We start from the raw sequence: 25,484 nt of genomic DNA on the forward strand, positions 1-25,484 counted from the left end.
CTTTATTGGATGAAAAATGACAATAAACATGGTAATGAGATTCATTCTCAATAAATGGTATTGCAATTTTTTGACAGAGCTGGTATGATAATGACATCAGGTGGTTAGGTATATCTAACCAAGTAAAGGAGAGTAAAAGGATGGTTGCATACAGGCAGACGTATGAAATAATAAGAGGAATACAGGAAAAAGCAGCAGAGCAGTGTGCACCGGTTATTTTTGGTATCAAGCCCTCAAACCTGCTGATTATTGAGCAGAGTTACGCTAAGGCGTTGAAATCTCTGGTTGAAACAACAGGCCTGAAGGTGCGGTGCTTTGAACATCGTGAAGAACGCCAGGTATGGTTCATGTTTCGCGAGGAGCCCCTTTACAGGCAACTGATGGATCCTGATAACAGGGCTTTTATGAAGCAGTTTGGGTATACTGAAGATATGACGATGGATGAGATGCTTGTTTATGCAGCAAAACGTTTCAGAGAGTACAAGGCTGGCAAAGCGGATTTTCCTCATGAAATGGGTATTTTTCTTGGATATCCGCTGGGGGATGTCAAAGGCTTTATTGAACATCATGGTCGTAACTGCTTATGCAGCGGATATTGGAAAGTATATGAGAATGAAGAAAAGGCCTGTGAGACATTCCGCCTATATGCCAGAGTCAAGCAGATTGCCATGGATATGGTCAGACAGGGCATGGGTTTTGGAATGGCAGAACAATATCAATTTGTATAATCAGAGCGGTCATTCACCGTTTTTGATATAATTAAACACTTTTTATAGGAGGAGTTTTAACAATGAAAGAAATTATGATCGCATACTGGAGCGGTACAGGCAACACAGCAGCAATGGCAGCAATTTTAGGCAAAGGTATTCAGGATGGTGGAGCAACAGCAAAGGTTGTGTCTGTAGAAGACATCAAAGCTGACGATTTAAAAGATTATCCTGTATTTGCTCTTGGCTGCCCATCCATGGGAAATGAAACTCTTGAAGAAACATACATGGAAGATTTCGTAACAGAAGTTGAGAGTTTTGCATCAGGTAAGAAAATCGGTTTATTTGGTTCTTACGGATGGGGAGACGGTGAATGGATGCGCAACTGGGTAGCTCGTATGGAAGAGGCCGGTGCCCAGGTATACGGCGGTGAAGATGCTATTTGCATGAATGAGCCTGATTCAGAAGCTGAAGAAAAACTCGAAGCACTGGGCAAAGAGTTAGCAGCTTTATAATTAACAGCAATACGATTTCGAAGTTTTATCACTTATACTCATTTTTACTTGAAGGTATTTAAAATAATAACTGTTCAGGGCCGAAGACAATCTCATCGACTGATAAAGACCGGGCAGTCCGGAAATCGGTTCTGAACAGCTGAAAAAATGTTTTGAGAAGGAGGATAGCCATGAGTGTTGTTATCATCGGTGGTCATGACAGAATGGTCTGTCAGTATAAGAAAATTTGTAAATCTCATAAATGTAAAGCAAAGGTATTCACTCAGATGTCTGCCGATTTGGACAAGCAGATTGGTGATCCTGATTTATGCATTTTGTTTACAAATACCGTTTCTCACAAAATGGTACGATGTGCCGTAGATGAAGCTGAGAAAAAGAAATTTAAAATCGTTCGTTGCCACACAAGCAGCGGTTCAGCATTGGAGGGTATTTTACTTGAACATGCTGTATAAAAAATAAGGGCGTGTGAAAAACTTTCGTTTTTCACACGCCCTTATTTTTTACTGCTTTTGTGAGTAATTACCCGGTCACGCTATCATTGCATTATTAAATAAAGTTTGTTAAAATGTAACTGTTCGGAGGTTAGCTCTGAACAGTTACGTTAAAGATAAAGGTTAATTTTTGCAGTATATTTTATGGAATATTTTTTTAAAGGGGTTATTTATGGGACAAGAACAACATAGGGCAACGGCACGTGTATTGGACATTGTGGAATCACTTTCTGAAGTTCAGGAGGGACTTACACTTACAGAACTTGCAGTAGCCTTGAAAGCACCTAAAAGCAGCCTTTTCCCGATCGTGCATACGTTGGAGCAGAGAAAGTATATTATGTGTGATGCGGGGAGCGGGAAGTACAGGTTGGGATTGCGTACATATATTATTGGCGCTTCATGTACGTCACAAAGCGGATTTGAACCATTGATCAACATTATGAATAGTGTAACTGAGTCTACACAGGAAACAAGCCAATTCGGAATTTTGGAAGGTGGTAATGTTTTATATGTGGCAAAGAAAGATTCACCTCAGGCCATTCGAATGATATCCTGGGTAGGAACAAAACTTCCGGCAAATGCAACTGCCATCGGGAAAGCATTGCTAAGTGACCTTACAGATGAACAGATTAGAGATCTGTATAGAGATGGCCTGCCAAAGCTTACGGAACATACGATTTCAGATATGGATCTATTGCTTGGTCAGATTGAACAGATACGATGCGGAGAAATTGCAACAGAAACAGAGGAGTCCACTCCCCAGATGCGTTGTTTTGCTGTGCCAATCCGGCAGAATGGCAGAGTTGATGCAGCATTAAGTATTTCTGTTCCGATTTTCCGCTATACAGATGAAAAGAGAGTACAGATTTGTCAATGTCTGAGAGAGGCACAACAGCAAATAGAACAACTTGTGGGATTGTATAACTTTGAACTCATAAAGCCATAAGAAATATAAGGGAATAAAAAGATCTTCAATTTTTAAATTGAGGCTCTTTTTTTGTTTCAGACAAAATGCTTGCCAAACAGATCAAAAAACATAACAAATTTGAAGTCGCTTTTTTGTTGACTTTGTTGATTGACAAAAAATAAACATATTGATAAACTATACCCATAAAAACCTATATAAGAACTGAGTTCTTATATAGGAACAAACAAAACATATAAGGGAGAAAAGAACATGGAAACAATTACAGATCTCATTAAAGGGGTATCTGTACCACGCATGGTGAAAATTCGAGAGGTTTTTGACGATACACATATTCCGGTGAATATGATTGCGGATATGGTAAATGCAGAATTGTCCCGAGAAGCCCTGGGTGGTCAGGTGAAACCGGGAATGCGCATCGCAATTACATGTGGCAGCCGCGGGATGAGTAACAATGCAGTGATGGCAAAAGCAATTGTTGATTTTGTCAAGTCAAAAGGTGCAGAACCGTATATTGTTCCTGCAATGGGCAGTCATGGTGGCGCAACTGCTGAAGGACAGCTTCAGATTCTTAAAGATTATGGCATTACAGAAGAAGCAATGGGATGTCCGATTAAGAGTTCAATGGATACGGTACAGATTGGTTTATCTGGTGTAAGACATCAGCCTGTGTTTATGGATAAAAATGCTTCAGAGGCGGATGGTATTATCCTTTTTAACCGTATTAAGCCGCATACTTCTTTCAGGGGACCTTATGAAAGTGGTCTTATGAAAATGATGGCAATTGGTCTTGGCAAACAGAAAGGTGCAGAGAGTATTCATCATCAAAGTCCGGCAATTATGCACGAATTAATTGAGGAGTATGGAAGGACATTTATTGATAACGTACCTATTATTGGCGGTATTGCAGTCATTGAAAATGCTTATGATGAAACATATCTGATCAAAGGGCTTACGCCGCAGGAAATTATTACTGAAGAGCCGAAGCTTAAAGAACTTTCTTATAAGACGATCGCACATATATTGTTTGATAAATGTGATGTTTTAGTTGTTGATAAGATTGGTAAGAATATTTCCGGCGATGGAATGGATCCAAATATATCCGGAAGATTTGTTCTTCCACAGTATTGCTCAGGCGGAATTCAGGCAGAGAAGTGTGTCATTTTAGATATTACAGATGAGACACATGGCAATGCACAGGGAGTAGGACTTGCAGAAGTTACGACACGTCGTTTGGTTAATAGAATGAAACTGGAAATGACGTATCCTACAGGAGTAACCAACACATTTTTACATCTTATGAAAATTCCTATGATCATGGATAATGATCGGGAGGCATTGCAGCTTGCTTTGTGTTGCTGTCCGGAAGCAGAGGATCAGAATAACATGAAAATGATTCGTATACCGGATACCGCGCATATCGAATACATAGAAATATCAGAAGGACTTTTGCCGTTAGCAAAAGAAAATCCAAATATAGAAATTCTTACAGAACCATATGATTTGCCATTTGATGAAAATGGAAATTTGTTTTAGTTTAATATTTAAAGAGAGGAAAGGAAGGAAAAGAGTATGACATCACCTGGATTATTGATTTTGGCTCTTGTGGTTGCAATTGCTGTTATTCTGTTCTGTATTATTGTATTGAAATTGAATGCAGCGATTGGTATGGTTATTGCCTGTTTAGTTATGGGAGTTATGGGTGGACTCGATTTGCTCACTACAACATCGACGATTGCGTCTGGATTTGGAAATATGATGACAAGTATCGGTTTACCGGTTGGTTTTGGTACGATTCTTGGACAGCTTATGAATGATAGCGGTGCAGCTGAGGTAATAGCAGATAAAATTGTATCTGCATTCCCGGCAAAAAAGGCTATCTGGGGCTTAAGTATTGCAGGGTTTATTTTATCCATTCCAGTATTTTTTGATGTAACATTTATTATTCTTATTCCAATTGGTATTACAATTGCTTCTAAAATTGATCTTAAAATGGGATATGTTACAGGATGTCTGACGATTGGTGCAACAACTGCACACTGTGTTGTACCACCAACACCAAATCCACTTGCAGCAGCAGATATTTTTGGCTTTGACCTTGGTATTATGCTTATTGTAGGTTTAATTGTAGGCTTTATTACAGTTATGGTATCCAATTTCATTTATATCAAGATTCATGATCAGGGTATTTGGAATGAGGAAAAGGATGTCAATCATAGCTCAAATGTTACAGAAGAATTGGTTGCAGCTCGTGAAGGAAGAAAGAGTCAGGAAGATAGAACCAAGAAACCGTCTCTGCTTATTTCACTTCTTCCAATCATCATTCCGGTTGTTTGTATTCTGTTTGGTACAATCGGTGGAGCCTTATTTGCAGAGAAACCTGTGATTTGCTCATTCCTTGGAGATAAAGTTATTGCTATGCTGTTAGGTACACTTGGCGCTTATTTAGTCAGTCTGCCTTACCTTGGAAAGAATGGAATCGAAAAGTCTGCGGGTGAGGCACTTAAGAGTGCAGGTGTTGTACTTTTGATTACAGGTGCAGGCGGTTCATTTGCGTCTGTTATTACAGCTACAGGAATTGGCGATGCAATTGTAGGTCTGTTAGGAACAAATACAACATCTATATTACCGGCTATGTTCCTTGCATATGGTATTGGTATGGTTTTCCGTGTGGCACAGGGATCAGGTACTGTTGCAGGCATGACTTCCATGGGTATTATGGCAACGATTGCACCAGCTATCGGATGCCATCCGGTATGGATTGCACTTGCATGTCTCTCCGGAGGTAATTCAATTGGACATGTCAATGATTCCGGTTTTTGGGTTGCAACAAATATGTCTGGATTAACCGTAACAGGAGGTCTTAAAACATATACACTGGGTTCCTTTATTTCATCAGTATGTATTTTTGTACTTGCAATTATTGGTGCTCTGATTATTCCACTTTAATAAGGAACATATGTAACTGTTCAGAACCGAGATTTGGTGGCGGTTCTGAACAGTTACTGTATTAAATATAGGAGGATACATATGCAGAATGCGATGATTATAGATAGTAGGGACAATGTGATTGTTGCTATTGAGCCTATTGCAAAAGGGGATACTGTCACATGGATGTGTGATGGTAAAGAAAACACACTCACTGCACTTCAGGATATTACAATTTACCACAAGATTGCCTGTCGCGATATTGTAAAGGGAATGCCTGTTATTAAATATGGTGAACATATTGGTATCGCTGTCGCAGACATAAAGGCTGGTGAACATGTTCATATCCATAACGTTGAAGGGCATAGAGAAAACTTGGAAGCTAAAGTAAAATAGGAGGATATGGCAATGAATTTTTATGGATACAGAAGACCTGACGGGCGTGTAGGTGTTCGTAATATGGTACTCATACTTCCGGCGAGTGTCTGTGCCTCTGATACAGCGCGTATTATTTCGTCACAGGTTGTTGGATCGGTTACATTTAATAATCAGCTGGGATGTTCCCAGGTGGCGTCGGATCAGCAGTACACAATGGATGTGATGGCAGGGTATGCTGCGAATCCGAATGTGTATGGTACGGTTGTTGTTTCTCTGGGATGTGAAAATTGTCAGATGGATCTTGTGGTAAAGGCAATTGAAGAGAGAACAAATAAACCTTTGAAACAGGTGATTATTCAGGAAGCAGGAGGAACAATCAAAGCAGCAGAAATTGCTGTCCGCTATGCAAAAGAGATGGTTGAAGAGGCTTCACTTCTTCAGAAAGAAGAATTCCCAATGTCCGAGTTAATTATTGGAACAGAATGCGGCGGCAGTGATCCAACCAGTGGTCTGGCAGCAAATGTTCTGATCGGTGAACTCAGTGATCGGATTGTAGCTGAAGGAGGAACTTCAATTCTTTCTGAAACAACAGAATTTATAGGTGCAGAACATATTTTGGCTTCACGGGCTGCAACACCTGAAGTGCGGGACAGAATATTTGAAATTGTTCACAGATATGAAAAAGCACTGCAGCTTGTAGGTGAAGAGGTGCGTGAAGGCAATCCTTCTCCGGGTAATAAAGCAGGCGGCATTACAACATTGGAAGAAAAATCCCTCGGATGTATTCATAAGGGTGGTCATACACCGGTAATGGAAGTGTATGATTATGCAAAACAGGTTGAGGCGAAAAAGGGTCTTGTGATTATGGATACCCCGGGAAATGATCCTTCATCAGTAGCCGGAATGGTTGCGGGCGGAGCACAGATTGTTGTTTTTTCAACTGGCCGTGGTACTCCTACAGGTAATCCGATTGCACCTGTCATCAAAATAACAGGCAACAAACTGACGTATGCTAATATGAGTGACAATATTGATGTAGATGCATCACCGATTATTTATGGTGGTGAATTGAAGAAGTTGGGGGATGATTTCCTTAAATTAACAGCAGAAGTAGCAAGCGGAAGACAAACAAAGGCAGAATCTCTTGGATTTACGGAGATGGCAATTGCCCGGGTTTGTAATTTCGTTTAATTATATAATATAAAGGTAACTGTTCAGAGCTGACCTCCAAAATGCTACGCATTTCGTCGGTGTGGCGTATCCGCCAAATAAAATTTCAAAAACAGTCTTAAAAATGCAAGCATTTTATACCTGTTTTTTGAAATTTTGCTTGGCTCTGAACAGTTACATATAAAGAATAATTTATACAATAAGGAGACAGAATATTATTATGAGTAAGAAATATGTTGTGATGGACGGAAATACTGCTGCAGCATATACAGCATATGCGTTTACAGAAGTGGCAGCGATTTATCCGATTACACCATCTTCGCCAATGGCAGAAAAAGTTGATGAGTGGTCAGCGAAAGGGAAAAAGAATCTCTTTGGTACGACAGTAGATATTACGCAAATGCAGTCTGAGGCAGGTGCGGCAGGCGCCTGTCATGGTTCGCTTCAGGCAGGGGCACTTACAACGACATTTACATCTTCACAGGGATTGATGTTAATGATTCCGGCAATGTATGCCATGGGAGGCCAGTTCCTTCCAAGTGTTATGCATATTGCATCACGAGTTGTAACATCTAATCATCATTCCATTTTTGGTGACCATACAGATTTTATGACATGTCGTACCACAGGATATGCCATGTTAATGTCATCATCACCACAGGAAGCAATGGATTTGGCAGCGGTTGCACATCTTTCGGCAATTAAGGCAGGGTATGCTTTTATGCATTGTTTTGATGGTTTCCGAACTTCTCATGAAATGCAGAGAATAGAGGCACTGGATTATGAAGATCTTCGTCCACTGATGGATACAGAAGCACTGGATGCTTTTCGTCACAAATCTTTAAATCCGGAACATCCTACAAATCGTGGTAATAATGTAAATCCGGATATTTATTTTCAGTGTAAAGAGGGTGCAAATGTTAAAGCAGCAGTTGTACCGGAAACTGTTCAGCATTATATGGATGAAATTAATAAGATTACAGGACGGGATTATAAACTCTTTAACTATTATGGTGCAGAAGATGCGGAAGAAGTTATTGTTGTTATGTGTTCTGCATCTGAAGCTGTCAAAGAAACTGTTGATTTCCTTAATGCTAATGGACGGAAGGTAGGCCTTGTACAGATTCATCTGTATCGACCATTTTCAGTAGAACACTTTGCAGCAGCTATTCCTGCAAGCTGCAAGAAGATTGCTGTTCTTGATCGTAGTAAAGAAACAGGCTCTGTCGGTGAACCGGTATATCTGGATGTTGTAACTGCATTAAACCAGGCAGGAAGAAAAGATATTACAGTCGTAGGCGGACGTTATGGCCTTTCATCAAAAGATGTTACACCTGGGCAGTTTATTGCAGTATATGACAATCTGCGTCAGGATAATCCAAAGAACAATTTCACCATTGGTATCAATGATGATGTGACATATACTTCTCTTGAGTATAAAGAGATTGAAATTCCTCATCCGGGACAAATTTCCTGTAAATTATGGGGACTTGGCGGTGATGGAACCGTTGGTGCCAATAAAAATGCAATTAGTACGATTGGATTAGTTGGCAACAAGTATGCTCAGGCTTATTTTTCATATGATACGATGAAATCAGGCGGTTTAACTCAAAGCCATCTGCGTTTTGGAGATGAACCGATCCGCTCTACATATCTGGTCAACTCAGCGGACTTTGTTGCTGTTCATGCACCTACTTATATTGGTAAATATGATGTTACAGAGGATTTAAAAGAGGGCGGTACATTCCTTTTAAATTGTCCATGGACAGAGGATGAACTTGAGACAAGACTGACAGGAAAGATTAAAAGAGACCTTGCAAAGAAACATATTAATTTCTATATTATTGATGCCGCTAAGATTGCAGCTGAAATAGGTCTTGGAAAACGTACGAACAATGTTCTTCAGGGAGCCTTTTTTGCACTGACAAAGGTTATTCCGATGGATGTTGCAGAGGAAGATATGAAACGCAATAACTATAATTCCTATTTCAAAAAGGCCGGTCAGAAGATTGTTGACTTGAATAATAAGGCAGTAGATTTAGGAATCAGTGCAGCAGTAAAAATCAATATACCTGCAGAATGGGCAACCGCAGAAGATACACCTGCAGCTATGCCGAAGAATGCAACACCTTTTGTACGTGATATTGTAGTTCCTATGGATCGACAGATGGGAGATAAACTTCCTGTTTCTGTTTTTCAGAAGTATGGTGTACTGGATGGTACATGGGAAAATGGTACATCTGCTTATTCAAAACGTGGTGTAGCAACAAAAGTACCACAGTGGAATCCAAATTCATGTATTCAGTGTAATCGTTGTTCAATGGCTTGCCCGCATGCGGCAATAAGACCTGTATTATTATCAGAAGAAGAGAAGGCGGCTGTACCAGCATCATTTGTTACAGCACCGGCTAAAGGATTAGGCAATCAGAAGAACTATTTCTTCAGAATGCAGGTATCTCCGTATGATTGTCTTGGTTGCGGCGTATGCCAGACGGTCTGCCCGGTTAATCAGAACGAAAAGATGGATGATGCGCTTGTCATGTCACCATTTGAAGAGCAGAAGAGTGAGCAGGACAATTTTGATAATATTGCAATGAATGAAGCTTATCTCAAAAAAGAAGTCATTAATGATAAAACAATTAAGAATGTTCAGTTTGCAAAACCATACTTCCAGTTCTCTGCTGCTTGTGCAGGATGTGCCGAGACAACATATATTAAGCTTATTAGCCAGTTGTTCGGAGACCATATGTACGTTGGTAATGCAGCTGGATGTTCATCTGCTGTATCCGGCGGGGCACCGATTCTTCCATATTGCAAGGATTGCAAAGGACATGGACCGGCATGGGAGCATTCACTTTTTGAGGATAACGCAGAATTTGCTTATGGTTTCTATCTGGCGCAAGATGCAATTCGCAAAGAACTGTTGATCCGCCTTGAGAATTTGAAAAATGCAGGCTCAGAACCGGCGGTTATCGGTGAATATATGGAACACTGGAATGATTCTGAAAAATCACGTGAAGTTACAGATAATCTTGTTAAGGCACTTGAACAGCTTCCTGTAAATGAGGATATTCAGTATATTTTAACAAATAAGGAATATCTTGCGAAGAAATCCGTATGGGCAGTAGGCGGCGATGGATGGGCTTATGATATCGGTTTCGGTGGTATCGACCATGTAATGGCACAGAATCGTAATGTTAACCTGCTTGTTCTTGATACAGAAGTTTACTCTAACACAGGTGGACAATCTTCAAAGGCGACACCAATCAGTGCGACAGCTAAATTCGCTGCCGGTGGTAAAACTGTAGCTAAAAAAGACCTTGGTGGCATTCTTATGCAGTATAAGTATGTCTATGTTGCTCAGGTTGCTATGGGAGCAGATCCGAATCAGACACTGAAGGCGTTAAGAGAAGCGGAGTCTTATGATGGACCTTCAATTGTAATTTGTTATTGTCCTTGTCTGGAGCAGCATATTAAGGCCGGTATGGGATGCTCTCAGGAGGAAATGAAGAAGGCAGTAGAATGCGGTTACTGGCATTTATACCGTTATGATCCTCGTCGTGCTGCAGAAGGAAAGAATCCATTCCAGCTGGATTCACCGGAACCAGATACAGATAAGATCCTGGATTTCATGATGGGAGAGAATAGATATGCTTCTCTTAAGAATAATTTCCCTGAGAAAGCAGATGCACTTTACCAGAAAGAAATTGAAGATGTCAAAGCACGTTATCAGAAATACAAGGAACTTGCAAAATAATAATGTGAAATTATAAAAAATGCATTTAGGGAAAAGAAAAAGGGGCAGTCTGAATTCCAGACTGCCTCTTGTACGTAGTAAGGTTTTTCGTATTCTGTGACAAAGAAAAAGGCATCATGCAGTCCGCTTATTATTTAGCAGTACAATGCTTTTATTACTTGCGTGACTGATAGAATATTTCCTTTATCTTATGGAATGTTTCTTCGCTAAGAACATGCTCAATACGGCAGGCGTCTTTCAACGCAGTTTCCTCGCTGACTCCAATGGACATCAGATAACCGGAGATAACCTGGTGACGCTCGTAAATGCTTCGGGCGATGGCCAGACCGGATTCTGTCAACGTGAGAAGATTGTTGTCATCCATATTGACGTATCCGTTTTCGCGGAGTCGCTTCATGGCAACACTGACGCTTGGCTTGGAGTAACCAAGATGTCTGGCTACATCGATGGAACGCACTTCTGAGCTGTGAAGTGAGAGCATATAAATGGTTTCCAGATAATCTTCTGGAGATTCCTGCATCTTCAATGGACACACCGTCCTTTCTTCTAAAAATTGTTCATTTATTATATCATATTTTGGTTAAAATATCAAAGAAATATTGCTGAAATCCAGGGCGTTACCAAGGTGAATGGATGCTTTGTTATTTTTTTCGAAAAATAGCAGTAAAATGATAAAATATGAGAAAAAGTTGTGACGAGGGTCAGTATTTTTGCATCTAATAGATATAACAGATAGTTGTATGAGAGCTCGAATAAATAAATGGTGTATACATCAAAGGAGGAAGTGAAGAGGATGAACAAGAAAGAGTTAGGGGCGTTGATTATCGACGGCACGGATGATTTTTATCGTGTGGCAAAGTCGATTCTCAAAGAAGATGCGGATTGCCAGGATGCTGTTCAGGAAGCAGTGAGTAAGGCTTTCGCAAAGATTGATACGTTGCGTGAGAAGAAATATGCCAAAACCTGGTTTATACGAATTTTGCTGAATGAATGTTATCGTATGCTGCGGCAAAGGAAACGTGAGGCAGCTTATCATGAACAGATTTCCGGAGAAGAGATTAGGCAGCATCAATATTCAGATTTGTATCAGAAAATCATGTCACTGGAAATCGAATATAGGGTGCCGCTGGTATTGTATTATCTGAATCAATATACAATCAAGGAAATCGGTCAGATGCTGGACTTGGGGGACAGTGCAGTAAAAATGCGTCTGAGCCGGGCCAGGAAAATGATGCGGCGTATGTATGAACAGGAGGATGCGGTATGAGTGAGAAAAATAGTTGGGAGAAGGATTTCCCGGAAACACCGGAAAGTTTTAGAATGGCTTTAAAAGAGATGGTGGAAAAAGAAATAGCGGATGATGAAATTGAGGTAAAAGTGAATGACGGAACAAACCATGTAAAAGGAAAAATTAATAAACGAAATACGAAGTATATGCAAGATAGACGAAGCAGTGCAAATGTTTCAAATCGAAGGTGGAGAGTGGTTAAAATAGCTGTTGCTGCTTTGGTTCTGGCAGGCATTCTTGGCGGAGGAGTTTATGCTGTGACAAAATCCGGTGCATCATCACTGGTAGGTCGAGAAGTGGATGAGACAGGTGCGGAAGCTTATTTGACAACAGATGCCAGCGCTTTTAATCAGACCGTAACGCCGGGATGGCCGCAGATTATGGTGGATATCAGAGGTGAGGATAATGCTGCTGAGGTAAAAGGGGTCAGTGAGCCGCTGCTAGATATTACCCAGGTGTATTATGATGGTCTGAGTCTGGCATTTTATGCACGCCCGACAGGTAAAGGAAAAAGGCATCAGTTAAATTCAGACCGATTGGCTATCGGAGATGCGGTGTATATGATTCATTTTGACAAGCTTTCAGATGAGGAAGTTAAGGAGAATGAAGGCTCCGGTGTTAAAAAGGGTGATTATAAGGGCACCGTTCAGCTGGGAGGAAGGGATGTGCCGGATTCTTTTACAGCATCACTGATAGTGGATGCCGATTCTCTGGGTACTCAGACCATATCCTTTGATGCCAAATTGGATGAAAATGCCATCATTAAGCCGGCACAGACTGTGATAACAGAGGATGGTGTGGTAGCTACCGTGGATGTGTTAAAAATTGCAGAATCAGGTACGTATATCCATGTGACCTGGGAATTCGATGAAAGCCAGAAAGAGCTTTACGATAAGATGTCAAGCGAGGGCGGAGGTAACCAGGTGGTATTTATGGCACTGGATGACAACAACGGCAATCATTTTACAACAGAAGACAATATGGATACGAGACAGACAATTGTGTTCACTGTAGATGGAGATGACTGGTCCGGTGCGGAACAGAGAAAATCCTATGAAGCCGACGGCAAATATTATCGGGAAATGTTTGGAATTATCGAAGGCATGAATCAGGATGTCACATCTCTGACAGTAACACCTTATGTGAGAACAGGCGTAGAAGACGGAGAAGAGCATACGTATACAAACCTTGATTTTGCGGCGTTTACTGTCGAATATGACGAATAAAGAATAACGGAATATTAACGGATATTGCATTGCATGCGGTGGATATGTATGATATAATAAAAACATACGTTCTGCCTAATGCTTACGAAAGAGAAACCTATAGAATATACAGAAGCAGCATACTGCGCATATTGCGCAGATGCTGTGTTTTACGCGGATAACGAGTCAAAGCCCAGGCTTGCATGTGGCCTTGACGAGTATCGCGATAACGAATGAAACTCGCAAAGCGTGTTTCATCTCGTTTAAGTTGATTCCAGAGTTTCTCTTCGTTATAATGAGGGTAAGCGGAGTGCTTCTTGTGGAATCATTGAGTGTTTAGATGTAACTTATAACCGAAATGAAGAACACAGGGAGAGGGATGCTGAACTATGAACACTGAGCTGATGAACACTATTGCAGCTGCAAATGATAAGGCACAGTATGATGCTTGTGCGAAGCGGTTGATTGGACAGAAGATGATACTGGCTCACATACTTGTAAGAACTGTTGATGAATTCAAGGGGATGCAGCCGGAAGAGGCAGTTGCATATATTGAAGGAGAGCCGTTGATTGGGATTGTACCAGTTAATCCAGGAATGACCAATACTGGTAGGATAAAGGAAAGAACTATATTAACTGAGTCAATTAAAGGGCTGAATACAGAAGACAGTGAGATTAACGAAGGAACGATACGATTTGATATCATTTTTTATGTACGGATGAAAGATGGTCTGGCGCAGATGATTATTAACATTGAGATACAGAAAGACCAGCCAGCAGACTATCATCTTTTGAACAGAAGTATTTATTATGTAAGCCGGATGATTTCTTCACAAAAAGGCAGAGATTTCGTGAAGTCAAAGTATAATGATTTAAAGAGGGTTTTCAACATCTGGATTTGTCTGGATATGAATGAAAACAGTTTATCCAGATATTATCTTGCTAATGAGAATATTTTAGGTGAGTGCCACTGGAAAGGCAAGCAGGATTTGATAAATATTATATTCATTGGATTGACAAAAGATTTACCTGAACGTGATAAGAAATATGAACTGCATCGATTACTTAACGCATTGTTATCAGATAAAATAAAAGTACAGGAGAAAATAGAGGTTATAGAAAATGAATATCATATTCTGATGAATGATGATTTAAGAAGGGACGTGAATATTATGTGTAATTTAGGTGAAGGAATTGAAGAAAGAGCCATAAAAGAAACCACTGAACGTGTAACAAAGAAAGTAACAGAAGAAGTAACAAGAGAAGTAACGGAAGAAATGACAGAGCAGTTTATTCGGAGTATGTATGATAAAGGCTGTTCAATTGAATTGATTGCAGATGTAGCCAGGAAAAGTATTGCGGAGGTAAAGGCAATCCTTGATAAAGCCATACTTTCTGTATAGGCATCTTATTTTCTGTTTTATTAAAAGATAAAGGAGCTGTCTATTTCACGACAGCCCCAAAAACAAGGAGAATGCAATTTAAAGTGAGCTGCATTCTCCTTGAAAATTATCTGCTTAAAATGGATTTTGGAGTTATGAAGAGACTATTTTAGCAAGATTTCAACTGACATTTCATCAATGGCCTGCCCGTTGTGTTTTAACTGAAGAGTCAGCTGTTTTGCGTCTTCTGGCACATCCGAGATAAAGATTTTGCTGATGCAGTCTGCGCTGCCGTCTTCGTTTCTAATGACTAATACAGGGTCGACATCTTCCGAGGTGGCTTGAATTTGATTAATGTGTATCTGGTCATTACCGTAATCTGTTCCTTTATCGTCTGTGACCTGATAATCCGGTTTGGCATAGCCGCTTAGATTATCGTTTTCTTCATCTGTATATTCAAAATCATACAGATATCTTTCGGCCGCGGATGCATCCAGATGCCAGGTCAAATTCAGACGAATGCCTAACTCAGTGCGTTTTAAATCGGATATGTCCGCTGTGACATCTGAATTGACTGTAACCTGCTGATCAGTATAGCCGAGTACTCTGTCTGCGGCGGTCACCTTGAATGATACAGTTTGCTGTCCTTGGCGGATGAGTGCGGGCGTTACGGTGTTGTCTGCAGAATCGTTTTCGACCACAGCAGAGGTTTCTGTGACAGAAGTTTCTTCTGATGCCAGATAAATGCTTAATGGCATTTCTACAGTAAAGTTATCTGATTCTAATCCATCAAGTGCAAATGTTCCGACATACTCATCCTGACTGAAACCGTTCGTTTCGGTTTGACCGAGAAGCCGTCCGAAATCACCGATATATTGAGTACCATTAATGAATATTCGACTGGTAATAGCATCATATTCCTGTCCGACATCCGTTGCTTGGGCATAAATATAGAGGTAGTTGCCGTCATAATAGGCTTCTGTTAATGTAAAAAGTGGTTCGTCAAAAACTTTATTTGTATTTTGCTCAAATTGCTTCATTTGTTCAGGAAAACCGTTTTTGACAGATATGTCGCGGTTATCAATGGTTTCCATATAGCTTTCGTTGTATGTTTCTGTGCTGCTTTCAAAATAGTCGCTAAGTCGGAAATGTTTAGCTGCAAAAACCGAAGTCGTGGTAATAATGGCGATGACAGCAGCCGCAGCTGCGATTTTTTTAAAATGGTATCCGGATTTTTCTTTTTTCGTCTGTATGGATGTTGTCGGGTTTTTCTTATCTGAGATTGGAGTATTTAATTGTTCATTGACTTTTGATTCTACTAACATCTTAAAATGTTCAGGTGTTTTTAAATAATCATTTTTATTCATTGTGCTGCCTCCGATTCAAGATATTTTCTTAATTGCTGTCTGCCGCGGGCCAATTGGCTTTTGATGGTGCCTTCGCTGCGGTTGAGAATATCTGTAATTTCATGGATCTTGTAGCCCTCAATATAATATAATTCGACAGGGATTCTATACTTATCGTCCAACTGCATCATTGCATGATATAATTCAGAATAATCCGCTTCATCGGATAGGTTTTCTTTGAATGTAAAATCATTTGACGGCGCAAATTGCTTTTGGCGGTAAATGCGGTAACATTCATTGATTAAAATACGAACCAGCCATGTTTTGGCATAGGATGCATGTTGTAAAGTGTTTATTTTGTCGAAACTCTTTACAATGGCCTCCGAAACGGCATCTTCACAGTCTGTTTCATTTCTTAGAATTGACTTTGAAATTCTATAAAGACTATCGGTTGAGGCAATAATTAAGTGTCCTAAATCTTCTTTTGTCAATGGTTCATCACTTCCTTATCATGGATTTTATCATTATTTCTGTAACTGTTCAAAGCCGGCTTTAAGTTATTACATCTATTAGATAAAAAATCCAGGCAAAAGGTTGCACAATAGGAGGAATAAAATATTTTTCAAAATAGTTTCTTTTTAAACAGTTTTCAACTTGCCTATAGGGATAATTATGGAGTATAATGTGGCATAAAGAAAGACACTATTTTATGTAACCTTCAGTTTATGCTTTGTTTAAGGAGAGACTATGCTGCAAATTAAAAATATAAGCAAGACATACAAGACAGGCAACCTTGTTCAGCGGGCGCTGGATGATGTGAGCCTGAATCTCAGAGACAATGAGTTTGTGGCCATTCTGGGACCCAGTGGTTCAGGCAAAACGACGCTGCTGAATATTATTGGTGGTCTGGACCGGTATGACAGCGGTGATTTGATCATTAACGGTATTTCTACGAAGAAATATAAGGACAGAGACTGGGATTCTTATCGAAACCATACCGTTGGTTTTGTGTTTCAGAGTTATAATCTGATTCCGCATCAGACAGTATTGGCGAATGTGGAACTGGCCCTGACGATTTCCGGTATTTCAGGAAAGGAACGTCGGGAGCGTGCCATTAAGGCGCTGGAAGAAGTAGGTTTGGGGAATCAGATCCATAAGAAACCGAATCAGATGTCCGGCGGTCAGATGCAGCGTGTATCTCTGGCCCGTGCCCTGGTGAATAATCCGGATATTCTTCTGGCGGATGAACCGACAGGTGCCCTGGACAGTGAGACAAGTATTCAGGTAATGGATCTGCTGAAAGAAGTGGCCAAGGACCGACTGGTTGTCATGGTTACCCATAATCCGGAGCTGGCTTATCAGTATGCGACACGAATCGTCAAGGTGAAGGATGGAAAGCTTCTGGAGGATTCAGATCCATATGAGATTCCGGAGGATGAAGTACCGGTGCCGGTGCATAAGAATATGGGTAAGTCATCGATGTCTTTCCTGACGGCATTGTCACTGAGTTTTAATAATCTGAAGACTAAGAAGGCCAGGACGATCTTGGTATCTTTTGCCGGATCTATCGGTATTATCGGTATTGCCATGATTTTGTCCCTGTCCCATGGAGTGAATAAATACATTGAAGACATGGAGGAAAAGACCATGTCGGAATATCCATTGCAGATTACAAAGACCACAACGAATATGATGTCATTGAGTGCGGATATGATGACGCCGTCCAAGAAACCGACCAGCACGGATAACAAAGTTAAGGAAATGCAGATCCTGACACAGCTTGTATCCGGAACAGAGTATAACGATCTGAAGTCTTTGAAAACCTATTTTGAAAGCGGAAAGTCCGATATTAAGAATCAGACAAAGGCGATTGAGTATGATTTTGGCATTACGCCGCAGATTTATCTGCAGGAAGATAACGGCAAAGTGCGTCAGGTTTGCCCGGATCAGACGCTGACTTCTCTGTCCGGTTCATCATCCATGATGCTGGCCATGATGGGCAGCAGCGGCTTTGAACAGTTTCATGCGCTGCCGGCCAATGATGCCCTTTACAAGGATCAGTATGATGTGAAGGCCGGCCATTGGCCGGAGAATGATCATGAGTGTGTGGTTATTCTGACCCAGGATGGACAGATTTATGATATGACGCTGTATTCACTGGGACTGAAATCCGGGGAGGAACTGGACAAGATTCTTGAGGCAGTTTCCGATGATAAAGCAGTGGAAGTCAATGAGGATCCGGAAACCTATGATTATGAGGATTTTCTCGGGGTGACCCTGAAACTGGTTAATGCCAGTGATTATTATGTTTATGACGATGAATTCTCTGTGTGGAAAGATAAGTCGGATAATGATAAATATGTCAAAGATTTGGTGAAAAATGGTGAGGATCTGAAGGTTGTCGGCGTTGTTCAGCCAAAGGAAGGACAGGATATTACCACATTGACAGCAGGTGTCGGCTATCCTGCGTCTCTTCTGGAGCATGTGATCCAGGAAGCAGCCCAGAGTGATATTGTGAAGGATCAGCTGAAAGATCAGAAGACCAATGTCTTTAACGGTAAATCTTTTGATGACCCGGATGACGAAGATGGATTGAATATGGAAGACCTGTTCAAAATCAATGAGGAAGCCTTCAAAGATGCTTTTAAGGTGGATACCTCCAGGATGAATATGGATGCTTCGTCATTTTCGGATATGGACTTCAGTGATGTGGATATGAGTGATCTGATTGATGCTAATGCGTTATCCGCTGCAATGCCGTCTTTCTCGACTAATGATATTCAGGATATTATGAAAGGTGTATCCGTGAATCTGACGCAGGATACCCTGACTGAGCTTTTCAATGCATTATTGAAGGGCTATCAGGATTCTGTGGGGGATGATCCGGCAACAGATATTACCGGATTGACAGCTGGCCTGAAACAGTATCTGACCTCGGATGAAGCTGTTCAGTATTTATCGCAGAAATTGAAGGATATTTTGCAGCCGCAGCTGGAAGGCGTGATCACAGAAGATATGCTGAAGGATTTTGTTGGCCGTGTGATGGAAGATTATCAGGAATTTGCCTTAAAACAGGAGAATCCGGATGATTTTAACACGAATTTCAGAGCTTATCTGGAAACAGACGCTGTGAGCCGTATTCTGTCGGAGGAACTTGCGGGAATCAAGGATAAATTGTCCGGAGTCACAATTACGGATGATCAGATAAAAGAAATTCTTACTGATCTGGCCAATGGATACGGTGAGTATGCAAAAGCCAATAATCTGGCACAGCCTGATAAGATTCAGGCAGCTTTTCTGAAGTATATTTCTTCCGATGCCGGACAGAAGCTGCTCTTACAGTATGCGGAAAAGATTGTGGATACAAAGACGCTGCAGGCAAATCTCCAGAATAAGATGGCCAGTGTCATGGGTGGTTTTACCAATGAACTGACCAGTCAGATCAGCAGTGCTATGGGAAAAGTCATGGAGCAGGTTGGTACAAATCTTCAGAAATCCATGGGAAATGCCATGACATCCCTCATGGGTAATATGCAGGATATTTTTTCCATTGATCCGGATGCCTTTGCAAAGGCAATTCAGGTGAATATGTCGGAGGATGATCTACAGGAGTTGATGACATCCCTTATGACAACCGGCACGGTTTCTTATGAAAGTAATCTGAATAAAATGGGATATGCTGATGAGAATGATCCGCAGACGATTTCCATTTATCCGATTGATTTCGACAGTAAACAGGTGGTAGACCAGATTATTGAGGATTACAACGATGACATGAAGAACAGCGGTCAGGAGGACAAAGTGATTTCCTATACAGATATGGTAGGGATGATGATGTCTTCAGTTACATCCATTGTGAATATGATTTCCTATGTCCTGATTGCATTTGTGGCCATTTCGCTTGTTGTATCCTCCATCATGATTGGTGTTATTACCTATATCAGTGTACTGGAACGAAGGAAAGAGATTGGTATTCTTCGTGCCATTGGTGCCAGCAAAGGAAATGTGGGTGCTGTGTTTAATGCAGAGACCTTTATTATCGGCCTGTTGGCGGGCCTGATCGGTATCGGTCTGACGATTATTGCTATCTTCCCGATGAACTATATTATTCACACTGTATCCGGTAATACGGATGTGAATGCGGCACTTCCGATTGGCGCAGCCTTTATCTTAATTGCATTGAGCGTTGTTCTGACACTTTTGGGCGGCCTGATTCCTGCCAATAAAGCTTCAAAGAGCGACCCGGTAACAGCACTGCGAACAGAATAGGGTAGTTGGCAAAAGAAAATTACTTTGAAAAATAAATGGCATATGACATTTTGAGCAAAGTATGATAGAATATAAGTAAGCAATGAATGGGGGTATTGATCATGAAATTTGTTACATTGGTGGAGGATACGACAAAATGTGAGCTTGGGGCAGAGCATGGACTCAGTATTTATGCGGAAACAGAGAAGCACAAGCTGCTATTTGATGTGGGAACAACAGATTTATTTATTAAGAATGCCAAAGCATTGGGGATAGATTTATCTCAGGTGGATACGGTTGTTATTTCCCACGGGCACAATGACCATGGCGGCGGGCTGGATGCTTTTCTGGCGATCAATGACCATGCTGTGATTTATTTGCAGGAGAAGGCATTTAATGATCATTATACAGCTAAAAAGACCGGGCCGGAATATATCGGTCTGAATCAGGCATTGAAGACACACCCGCAGGTGAAACTGTTGGATGGCAGTTATGTGATTGATGATGAACTGCAGATTTACAGCCATGTGACAGGTGAAATTTATGATACAAACAAAAATTTGCTGAAAGAAGATAAGACAAGAGATGACTTTGTGCATGAACAGCATCTGCTTATTCAGGGCAGGAAGAATGTGCTTCTTATGGGCTGCGGTCATAAAGGTGTGCTGAATATTATCAGACAATGTCCGGCAGCACCGGATATTGTGATTGGCGGTTTCCACCTCTACAGTCCTAGAACAGGCGAATGTCTGCCTGAACCGGTTATCATGGATTTGGCAGCGAATCTTCCGGATGCTGTTTATTACACCGGACATTGTACCGGCGATAAGGCGCTGGAAATCCTGACACGGGAATTGCGGGAAATTCATCCGCTGATGACGGGAACTGTGATAGAGGTATAAGTGACAGACGTTAAGAATTGAATGAACTGCTTCAAATTAAGTCAGGACAGGCTTAGTTTGAAGCAGTTTTTTGAATAAGAGCAAAAATAGTCATTCTTCCCCCTTGAAAAATGGATAGTGTTGTCTTAAAATAATTAGCGGTATTTTATTATTTTTAGTAATCAAAAGCATTCATTGTGAAATTTCAGAAGTTGTGATGTTCCGTACACAATAGAGTTTCGCAGCATGCAATAAGAAAGGCATTTCAATAAATGAGAAAATTAACAGACAACCAATGGGAAGTTTTGATGCACTGGCTGCTGACTTTGGTGGGCGGTTTCATGGGAACTTATGCAGTTCTGCTGCATGCCGGCAACTTCGGCTCGGCACAGACAGGCAACATTATGGAAATGGCGGCAGATCTGATTTCGATGGAATGGTCGAAGGTGCTGCTTCGATTGATTGCATTCATCATTTTCGGTTTCGGTGTGGTATCCGCTTATCTTTTGACTAATTATACGAAATTGAACATGCGAAAGCTGGCCTTGTGGGTAGATGCAGCAGGATTAACACTGGCGTCACTGCTCCCGCTGGATCCGGTGTTGGTGGGCCTTTATCCGATTTTCTTCTGTGCTTCCTTTCAGTGGGGTGTATACTCTGCGGCAGGCGGATTTAACAGCGCCTCTATTTTTACAACGAATAACTATAAGCAGGCGCTTCTCGGATGGACGCAGTACATACTGACAAAGGATAAGGAATTCCTTAGGAAGGGGATTATCTATTCATTTACTGTATTGTCGTTTTTTGGTGGGGCATGTCTGGGTGCATGGTCCGTGTATATATTGAATGTGCGGGGGGCATATGTGGCATTTATTCCTCTTGTACTTGCGAGAATCCTGATTGCTGTCGGTGAAAGTCCTGTTGAGGATGAGACACCTGCAGAGTTGGCAGCAGAGGCAACGGAAGAAGCAGAAGAAGCCGTTCTTCTGGAAGAGGAATTACCGAAAGAATTGCCAAAGTAAAGTGTCAAAAAATGTCGTTATCCGTTGACGGTCTACTTATCAAACGATATAATACAGTTATGTCGATTTTTGGAAAGGGGAAGAGGAAATGTTTTCTATGATATTCAATACATCGAATTTTCTGCTTTTGATCATTGTCTGCGTAATTTGCTACACTTTTTGGGCACCTTACATTCGCGGCAAGAAGACAAAGGCAGTTGTAGATGGTTATGTTCATCCGAAGGAAGGCAAGAATTGTGATCTTGTCTGGTGTTATCGTCTGATGTATCGTGAACAGAAGGCCGGAAAGCGTCTGTATTGTTACACAAGAAAGACTTATGATACCCGTGAAGAGATGCGTGCGAAGTATCCGAAGGGCACAGAAGTGAATATTAAGCATTATGTGCAGGATAAGGACAGCGATGAGATGGGTATTATTCTGGATGATAATGATGACAGAAAGGTTCAGTGGATGTATACATTGACGGCTGTTCTTGGCTGTATCGGACTTGGTGTCGGTTACCAGCTGCTGTTGCTGCAGATGGGCAGATAGGGCCTTTATCAGACAAATGAAGAGACAAAAAGCTGTTTCCGGGGAGAGAACTCCTTGTGAGAAACGGCTTTTTTGTGTCTGCCGGGATATTGTTGAGAAAGATATGATTGGACTATTGATTATTTAAAACAGTAATGTTATATATTAATAATATGAATGCAAATGGGGAGAAAATGATTTTGGATAAGAAATTATATGACAATTACGTGAAGATACTGGAGAATGAACTGGTGCCGGCATTGGGATGTACGGAACCCATTGCCATTGCCTATGCCGCAGCCAAGGCCAGAGAAATTCTGGGAGAATTTCCGGATCATGTGGAAATGCGATGCAGCGGCAATATTATCAAGAATGTCAAGGGTGTGACGGTACCGAATTCTGACGGGCAGAAAGGTATTGATGTGGCAGCGATTCTTGGTATCGTAGGTGGCGATGCATCCAGAGAGCTGGAAGTGCTGGAGTCCGTGAAGCCTGAGGACGTGGAGAAGACAAGAGAACTGGCGGCGGCAGGATATTGTACATGCACACTGCAGGAGGATGTGGCGAATCTTTATATTGTGGCTAAAGTGTGTAAAGGCAGTCACTATGCGGAGGTAACCATTATTAACCGCCATACATATATTACGAAGATTGTAAAGGATGATGCGATTCTTTTTGAAGTGGCAGTCAGTGAAGAATCCAGCAATTATGTGGATAAGTCTTTATTAAATGTGAAAGATATTCTTGAGTTTGCCAATACAGTGGATATCGATGATGTCAGAGCCGTATTAAAGAGACAGATCGATATGAACTCGGCCATTGCGGATGAAGGGCTGATGCATCCTTACGGTGCACAGATCGGCCGTACACTTCTGCAGGTATATGGAGATGATGTGAAGATTCGTGCGAAGGCGAGAGCAGCAGCCGGTTCCGATGCACGAATGGGCGGCTGTTCCCTGCCTGTCGTTATTAATTCCGGCAGCGGCAATCAGGGAATGACGGTGTCTTTGCCGGTTATTGAATTTGCCAAGTCTTTATTCTGTACAGAAGAACAGCTGTATCGTGCGTTGGTTGTGAGCAATCTGGTGGCAATCCATCAGAAGAAGTATATAGGCAGCCTGTCCGCATACTGCGGCGCTGTCAGTGCAGCATGCGGAAGCGGTGCCGCCATCACTTATCTTTACGGCGGCAGTTATGAGGACATTTCCGCAACGATTGTGAATACGATTGGTAATGTCGGCGGTATTGTCTGTGATGGAGCGAAATCTTCCTGTGCGGCAAAGATCGCATCTGCGGTAGATGCGGCGATCCTTGGGCATTTTCTCGGAAGAAAGCATCACTGGTTCCAGCCTGGGGAAGGCATTGTTCAGAAGGATGTGGAAGGTACTATCAAGAGTATGGGCTATATCGGCCGTGTCGGTATGAAAGATACAGACAAGCAGATCCTGAACATTATGATCGATCAGGTTAAGGTTGATTAAAATAAAAGCTGATCGAAATAGTAGGAAATGGCTAAAATAGAAGTGCGAATCCGAGATGCCGGCGTATCGTCAGTATACCAGGACACAGCGTGCCATGTGCGTATTTACGGGAGAAGAATTAAATGCAATGGATAAGGAGGGAAAAGCCGACAGGCGGACAGATTATTTTTGACGGCGAAGATATCACAAAGCTTGAAGGCGCCAAACTGCAGCCTTATCATAAGCGCATGCAGATTATTTTCCAGGATCCGTATTCAGCTCTGGATCCGCATCACAATGTGGAGGAGATTATCCGTGAACCGATGTCCCTTTATACCAACGCATCAAAAAGCGATATTGATGAACAGATCGTAGAGTTGCTGAAGAAGGTTGGTATGAATATGAAAGAAAGCGTTCTTTTCTTTCTTTTGGAAGTACACTTTTTGGTTTAACAGGTGTATGATAAGGTTTATGAATGACTGAAGGGAATGGATATAAATTATGAAACGTATGCTTTTAACAACATTATGTTATATAGAAAAGGGTGATCAGTATCTGATGTTGCATCGTGTCAAAAAAGAGCATGATATCAACAAGGATAAGTGGATCGGTGTTGGCGGCAAGTTTGAGGACAAGGAAAGTCCGGAGGATTGTCTGTTTCGGGAAGTACGTGAAGAAACCGGACTGACTTTGACGTCATGGAAGTTCCGGGGCATCATCACTTTTGTGACAGACCGTTATGAGACAGAATTTATGCACCTTTATACAGCGGATGACTGGGAAGGTGAGATGATTGAGTGCAATGAAGGCAATCTGGAGTGGCTGGACAAGAAAGAAGTATTTAATCTGAAAGTCTGGGAGGGAGATAAGATCTTTTTCTGGCTGATGCAGCATGATGCACCATTCTTTTCACTGCGGCTGGAGTATGTGGGAGATGAACTGGTGTCCTATTCACTGAATGGTATTTATCACAGACAGAAGGCTGAAGGACAGAGTATGTATCAGGAATTTCTGGATACTTACAGAAGCTAGTACATCGTTTTCGAAATAACTACACCATTCGCATCCTACGCGATTGGTATAGTTATTTACGAAACGATGTACTGGAATTCGACAATGTATAAGATGGGCAGGATAAATCATAGACATAGGTGAGTTGCAAAAGTAACTTCTACTTTGCAGAAGTAAATTCTACTTTGCAGGGTTAAATTCTATACAAAATAGAAAAATAATGACTTAGATATATGAAATCCCTGAAAACGGAGTTAAA

At 41.3% G+C, this 25,484-nt stretch carries 22 protein-coding genes; 19 read left to right on the top strand and 3 right to left on the bottom strand.

The annotated features are described in order from the left end of the window. Positions 1 to 140 precede the first annotated feature (140 nt). The 9 genes from NBH03_RS14145 (at position 141) to nifJ (ending at position 10,871) form a co-directional block, all read left to right on the top strand. Entirely contained in the window at positions 141 to 728 is a 588-nt protein-coding gene (locus NBH03_RS14145; protein WP_215690406.1) for a DUF3793 family protein, read from the top strand. Between the two features lie 62 nt (positions 729 to 790). Continuing rightward, positions 791 to 1,222, top strand: coding sequence for a flavodoxin (locus tag NBH03_RS14150; protein ID WP_117526467.1), 432 nt, complete (start codon positions 791 to 793; stop codon positions 1,220 to 1,222). A 170-nt stretch (positions 1,223 to 1,392) separates the two neighbouring features. Beyond that, on the top strand, positions 1,393 to 1,674 hold the full coding sequence (locus tag NBH03_RS14155; RefSeq protein WP_015514886.1) for a DUF2325 domain-containing protein: 282 nt from the start codon (positions 1,393 to 1,395) through the stop codon (positions 1,672 to 1,674). A 211-nt stretch (positions 1,675 to 1,885) separates the two neighbouring features. Then, positions 1,886 to 2,659, top strand: coding sequence for an IclR family transcriptional regulator (locus NBH03_RS14160; RefSeq protein WP_215690405.1), 774 nt, complete (start codon positions 1,886 to 1,888; stop codon positions 2,657 to 2,659). A 231-nt stretch (positions 2,660 to 2,890) separates the two neighbouring features. After that, positions 2,891 to 4,174, top strand: a complete 1,284-nt coding sequence (locus tag NBH03_RS14165) for a nickel pincer cofactor-dependent isomerase, group 22 (protein WP_227081352.1) — start codon at positions 2,891 to 2,893, stop codon at positions 4,172 to 4,174. Positions 4,175 to 4,210: 36 nt separating this feature from the next. After that, a complete protein-coding gene (locus tag NBH03_RS14170; protein ID WP_250799956.1) occupies positions 4,211 to 5,587 on the top strand; it encodes a GntP family permease in 1,377 nt (458 codons plus the stop codon). Between the two features lie 81 nt (positions 5,588 to 5,668). Next, positions 5,669 to 5,962 carry a UxaA family hydrolase gene (locus tag NBH03_RS14175; RefSeq protein ID WP_117540575.1) on the top strand — a complete coding sequence of 98 codons (294 nt, stop codon included), beginning with the start codon at positions 5,669 to 5,671 and terminating at the stop codon, positions 5,960 to 5,962. 12 nt (positions 5,963 to 5,974) lie between these two features. Beyond that, positions 5,975 to 7,135: a UxaA family hydrolase gene (locus tag NBH03_RS14180; protein WP_215690403.1), complete on the top strand. Its 1,161-nt coding sequence runs from the start codon at positions 5,975 to 5,977 to the stop codon at positions 7,133 to 7,135. 199 nt (positions 7,136 to 7,334) lie between these two features. After that, positions 7,335 to 10,871 (top strand): pyruvate:ferredoxin (flavodoxin) oxidoreductase, encoded by a 3,537-nt coding sequence (gene nifJ, locus NBH03_RS14185; RefSeq protein ID WP_215690402.1) that lies wholly within the window; start codon positions 7,335 to 7,337, stop codon positions 10,869 to 10,871. A gap of 154 nt (positions 10,872 to 11,025) precedes the next feature. Here nifJ and NBH03_RS14190 read toward each other — a convergent pair whose 3' ends face one another. Then, positions 11,026 to 11,397, bottom strand: a complete 372-nt coding sequence (locus NBH03_RS14190; protein WP_117526591.1) for a metal-dependent transcriptional regulator — start codon at positions 11,395 to 11,397, stop codon at positions 11,026 to 11,028. Between the two features lie 267 nt (positions 11,398 to 11,664). Between NBH03_RS14190 and NBH03_RS14195 the strand changes: the two genes are divergently transcribed. The 3 genes from NBH03_RS14195 to NBH03_RS14205 all read left to right on the top strand — a co-directional run bounded on the left by NBH03_RS14195 (position 11,665) and on the right by NBH03_RS14205 (position 14,767). Continuing rightward, positions 11,665 to 12,138 (top strand): RNA polymerase sigma factor, encoded by a 474-nt coding sequence (locus NBH03_RS14195; RefSeq protein ID WP_178440619.1) that lies wholly within the window; start codon positions 11,665 to 11,667, stop codon positions 12,136 to 12,138. After that, positions 12,135 to 13,385 (top strand): hypothetical protein, encoded by a 1,251-nt coding sequence (locus NBH03_RS14200; RefSeq protein ID WP_250799958.1) that lies wholly within the window; start codon positions 12,135 to 12,137, stop codon positions 13,383 to 13,385. Before NBH03_RS14195 ends, NBH03_RS14200 begins: the two co-directional genes overlap by 4 nt. A 368-nt stretch (positions 13,386 to 13,753) precedes the next feature. Continuing rightward, positions 13,754 to 14,767, top strand: coding sequence for a PD-(D/E)XK nuclease family transposase (locus tag NBH03_RS14205; RefSeq protein ID WP_215690399.1), 1,014 nt, complete (start codon positions 13,754 to 13,756; stop codon positions 14,765 to 14,767). Positions 14,768 to 14,910: 143 nt separating this feature from the next. Here the strand turns inward: NBH03_RS14205 and NBH03_RS14210 are convergent, their stop codons facing one another. Both NBH03_RS14210 and NBH03_RS14215 read right to left on the bottom strand, forming a co-directional pair. Further along, positions 14,911 to 16,113 carry a DUF4179 domain-containing protein gene (locus tag NBH03_RS14210; protein ID WP_250799959.1) on the bottom strand — a complete coding sequence of 401 codons (1,203 nt, stop codon included), beginning with the start codon at positions 16,111 to 16,113 and terminating at the stop codon, positions 14,911 to 14,913. Next, positions 16,110 to 16,583 carry a sigma-70 family RNA polymerase sigma factor gene (locus tag NBH03_RS14215; RefSeq protein ID WP_215690397.1) on the bottom strand — a complete coding sequence of 158 codons (474 nt, stop codon included), beginning with the start codon at positions 16,581 to 16,583 and terminating at the stop codon, positions 16,110 to 16,112. Before NBH03_RS14215 ends, NBH03_RS14210 begins: the two co-directional genes overlap by 4 nt. A gap of 256 nt (positions 16,584 to 16,839) precedes the next feature. Between NBH03_RS14215 and NBH03_RS14220 the strand changes: the two genes are divergently transcribed. The 7 genes from NBH03_RS14220 to NBH03_RS14250 all read left to right on the top strand — a co-directional run bounded on the left by NBH03_RS14220 (position 16,840) and on the right by NBH03_RS14250 (position 25,246). Continuing rightward, entirely contained in the window at positions 16,840 to 20,361 is a 3,522-nt protein-coding gene (locus tag NBH03_RS14220; RefSeq protein WP_250799960.1) for an ABC transporter ATP-binding protein/permease, read from the top strand. A 101-nt stretch (positions 20,362 to 20,462) separates the two neighbouring features. Then, entirely contained in the window at positions 20,463 to 21,242 is a 780-nt protein-coding gene (locus NBH03_RS14225) for an MBL fold metallo-hydrolase (RefSeq protein ID WP_250799961.1), read from the top strand. 251 nt (positions 21,243 to 21,493) lie between these two features. After that, positions 21,494 to 22,243 carry a YoaK family protein gene (locus NBH03_RS14230; protein WP_117540551.1) on the top strand — a complete coding sequence of 250 codons (750 nt, stop codon included), beginning with the start codon at positions 21,494 to 21,496 and terminating at the stop codon, positions 22,241 to 22,243. 97 nt (positions 22,244 to 22,340) lie between these two features. Next, positions 22,341 to 22,775, top strand: a complete 435-nt coding sequence (locus NBH03_RS14235; protein WP_015514894.1) for a hypothetical protein — start codon at positions 22,341 to 22,343, stop codon at positions 22,773 to 22,775. Positions 22,776 to 22,954: 179 nt separating this feature from the next. Further along, positions 22,955 to 24,235 carry an L-cysteine desulfidase family protein gene (locus tag NBH03_RS14240; RefSeq protein WP_250799962.1) on the top strand — a complete coding sequence of 427 codons (1,281 nt, stop codon included), beginning with the start codon at positions 22,955 to 22,957 and terminating at the stop codon, positions 24,233 to 24,235. Positions 24,236 to 24,357: 122 nt separating this feature from the next. Beyond that, positions 24,358 to 24,666 carry an ATP-binding cassette domain-containing protein gene (locus NBH03_RS14245; RefSeq protein WP_250799963.1) on the top strand — a complete coding sequence of 103 codons (309 nt, stop codon included), beginning with the start codon at positions 24,358 to 24,360 and terminating at the stop codon, positions 24,664 to 24,666. Between the two features lie 49 nt (positions 24,667 to 24,715). Beyond that, the gene (locus tag NBH03_RS14250; RefSeq protein WP_215690393.1) at positions 24,716 to 25,246 is read left to right on the top strand and encodes an NUDIX hydrolase; all 531 of its coding nucleotides are present in this window, start codon (positions 24,716 to 24,718) and stop codon (positions 25,244 to 25,246) included. Positions 25,247 to 25,484 lie beyond the last annotated feature (238 nt).

The organism is Coprococcus intestinalis (genome assembly GCF_023656595.1).
Taxonomy (GTDB): Bacteria; Bacillota; Clostridia; order Lachnospirales; family Lachnospiraceae; genus Coprococcus_A; species Coprococcus_A intestinihominis.